Annotated in this window: 2 protein-coding genes and 1 pseudogene; all 3 read right to left on the bottom strand. The window is 66.4% G+C overall.

Translation table 11 applies throughout. The features are described from left to right. Nucleotides 1-129 (bottom strand): annotated as a pseudogene (locus JJL56_RS33155) (succinate--CoA ligase subunit alpha); the annotation flags it as partial. A 1-nt stretch (nucleotide 130) separates the two neighbouring features. Next, nucleotides 131-1,327, bottom strand: coding sequence for an ADP-forming succinate--CoA ligase subunit beta (sucC, locus tag JJL56_RS16815; protein WP_200485706.1), 1,197 nt, complete (start codon nucleotides 1,325-1,327; stop codon nucleotides 131-133). Nucleotides 1,328-1,561: 234 nt separating this feature from the next. Next, nucleotides 1,562-2,839, bottom strand: coding sequence for a formyl-CoA transferase (gene frc, locus JJL56_RS16810; protein WP_145626527.1), 1,278 nt, complete (start codon nucleotides 2,837-2,839; stop codon nucleotides 1,562-1,564). Between the last annotated feature and the right edge of the window lie 173 nt (nucleotides 2,840-3,012).

Raw genomic sequence — 3,012 nt, 5'->3', positions numbered from 1 at the left:
CTTGCCCGGGGTGACGCCGCCGACCATCTTGGTGCCGTAGGCGATCGCCTGCTCGGAATGGAAGGTGCCCTGGGCTCCGGTGAAGCCCTGGCAGAGCACCTTTGTGTTCTTATCGACGAGAACAGCCATCTTACGCGGCCTCCTTCACGGCCTTGACCACCTTCTCGGCGGCGTCGGCGAGGTTGTCAGCCGACAGGATCGGCAAACCGGACTCAGCAAGGATCTTCTTGCCCAGCTCGACGTTCGTGCCTTCCAGACGGACGACCAGCGGAACGTGGAGCTTTACGTCGCGGGCCGCTGTGACAACGCCTTCGGCGATGACGTCGCAACGCATGATGCCGCCGAAGATGTTGACCAGGATTCCGCTCACATTGGGGTCGGAGAGGATCAGCTTGAAGGCTGCGGTGACGCGCTCCTTGGTGGCACCGCCGCCGACATCGAGGAAGTTGGCCGGCTCGCCGCCGTACAGCTTGATAATGTCCATGGTGCCCATCGCCAGACCGGCGCCGTTGACCATGCAGCCGATGTTTCCGTCCAGCTTGACGTAGTTCAGGTCGTGCTTGGCGGCTTCGACCTCGGCCGGGTCCTCTTCGGCGACGTCGCGCAGCTCGGCCACATTCTTATGGCGGAACAGGGCGTTGTCGTCGAAGGCCATCTTGGCGTCGAGCGCCAGGATCTCGCCCGAGCCGGTGACGATCAGCGGGTTGATCTCGACGATCGCGCAGTCCAGCTCGGTGAAGGCGCGATACATGGCGGTCAGGAACTTCGCCGCCGCACCGACCTGCTTGCCTTCGAGGCCCAGCGCGAAGGCGACCTTGCGGGTGTGATAGCCCTGGATGCCGGTGGCCGGGTCGATGGCGACCTTGACGATCTTCTCCGGCGTGTTGTGGGCGACCTCCTCGATCTCCATGCCGCCTTCGGTGGACGCCATGATGGTGACGCGGCCGGTGGCGCGGTCGACCAGCATGCCGAGGTAGAGCTCGCGCTTGATGTCGGCGCCTTCCTCGACGTAGAGGCGCTTGACCTCGCGGCCTTCCGCCCCGGTCTGCTTGGTGACCAGCACGTGGTTGAGCATCTCGCCGGCGTTCTTGCCGACCTCCTCGATGGACTTGACGACGCGGACGCCGCCCTTGCCCTCGGGGTTGTCCTTGAAGCGGCCGGCGCCGCGGCCGCCCGCGTGGATCTGCGACTTCACGACCCACACCGGGCCGCCCAGCTCGCGGGCGACGGTCTCGGCTTCCTGCGGGGTGTAGGCGACGCCGCCGCGGGGCACCGCGACGCCGTACGTCTTCAGCAGGCCCTTGGCCTGATACTCATGGATGTTCATGGCTGTCTTCGGGTGTTTAAAATGGAAGGGTGCGGGGCGCAGGCCGCCATCGGCGCTGACGCGTCCTGCGCCGGCACCCTGCGTCCTGTGCTGAATATGCGGAGAAATAAGCGGGTGAGCCGATGGCTCGCCGGATGGCCGCGATCACGCCCCCGCTCTTCGGGACGGCGTGCGCCTGCTATCCGTGCTGCATGGAGCGGGCGTCCTGACGGTACGCCCTCGCCACGGCTGTCTTTACTCGGCGGCCATGCGGGGAACGACCAGCCCCAGCGCGCCGCTGTCGCGGACCTCGCCGATGCGCCGCTCGTCGAAGCCGAGCACCTCGCGCAGGATCTCGTCGGTGTGCTCGCCCAACAGCGGCGAGCGCGTGACCTCGGTTGGGCTGTCCGACAGCTTGATCGGGTTGCCGACCGTCAGGTACTTGCCGCGCGTCGGGTGATCGACCTCGACGATGGTGCCGGTCTCGCGCAGCGACTGATCCTCCGCCAGCTCCTTCATCGACAGGATGGGGCCGCAGGGGATGTCGTACGTGTTCAGGATCTCCATGACCTCGAACTTCGTCTTGGTCATGGTCCATTCCTCGACGGTCGCGAAGATGTCCTTCAGGCGCGGCAGGCGCGCGGCGGGCGTCGCGTAATCCGGATCGGTGACCCACTCCGGCTTGCCGATGACGTCGCAGATCTTCGCCCAGACCGGCGCCTGGGTGATGAAGTAGATGTAGGCGTTGGGATCGGTCTCCCACCCCTTGCATTTCAAGATCCAGCCCGGCTGGCCACCGCCCGAGGCGTTGCCGGCGCGCGGCACGGTGTCGCCGAACTCGCCGTTCGGGTACTGCGGGTATTCTTTGAGCGGGCCACGCTCCAGCCGCTGCTGGTCGCGCAGCTTGACGCGGCAGAGGTTCAGCACGGCGTCCTGCATGGCCGCCAGCACCTTCTGGCCGCGCCCGGTCTGGGTGCGCTGGTAGAGCGCCGTCACGATGCCCAGCGCCAGATGCAGGCCGGTGCCGCTGTCGCCGATCTGGGCGCCGGTGACCATCGGCGGGCCGTCGTCGAAGCCGGTCGTCGAGGCCGAGCCGCCGGCGCACTGCGCGACGTTCTCATAGACCTTGCAGTCCTCATAGGGACCGGGGCCGAAGCCCTTGACCGAGGCGACGATGATGCGGGGGTTCAGTTCCTGGATGCGCTCCCAGGTCAGACCCATGCGGTCGAGCACGCCGGGGGCGAAATTCTCGACCATCACGTCGCAGATGCGCACCAGATCCTCCAGGACGCGCTTGCCGTCCGGATTCTTGGTGTCCAGCGTGATGGACCGCTTGTTGTGGTTCAGCATGGTGAAGTAGAGGCTGTCGGCCTCGGGCACGTCGCGCAGCTGACCGCGCGTGATGTCGCCCTCGCCTGGACGCTCGACCTTGATGACGTCGGCGCCGAACCACGCCAGAAGCTGCGTGCAGGTCGGACCCGACTGAACATGGGTAAAGTCCAGAACCCGCACGCCTTCAAGAGCTTTTCCCATCGTCGTTCCTCCCGGTGGTGCTCTGTGTCTGAAAAGGGCGGCCCCGCCCCTCGCTGGCAGGGCCGCCCGGCCTGGAACCGGAGAACCGGCGTCCTTGGTAACGCTTGACCGTTACGTCTTTGGACCCTTGCGGACGGCGCTGGTGGGGTTGAGGCTGCCGATGTTGCCGCTCT

The organism is Azospirillum aestuarii, from assembly GCF_016632405.1.
In the GTDB taxonomy this organism is placed as follows: domain Bacteria; phylum Pseudomonadota; class Alphaproteobacteria; order Azospirillales; family Azospirillaceae; genus Azospirillum; species Azospirillum aestuarii.
Note: the sequence above shows the minus strand (reverse complement) of the source record. Positions and strands in the feature narration are given on the sequence as shown.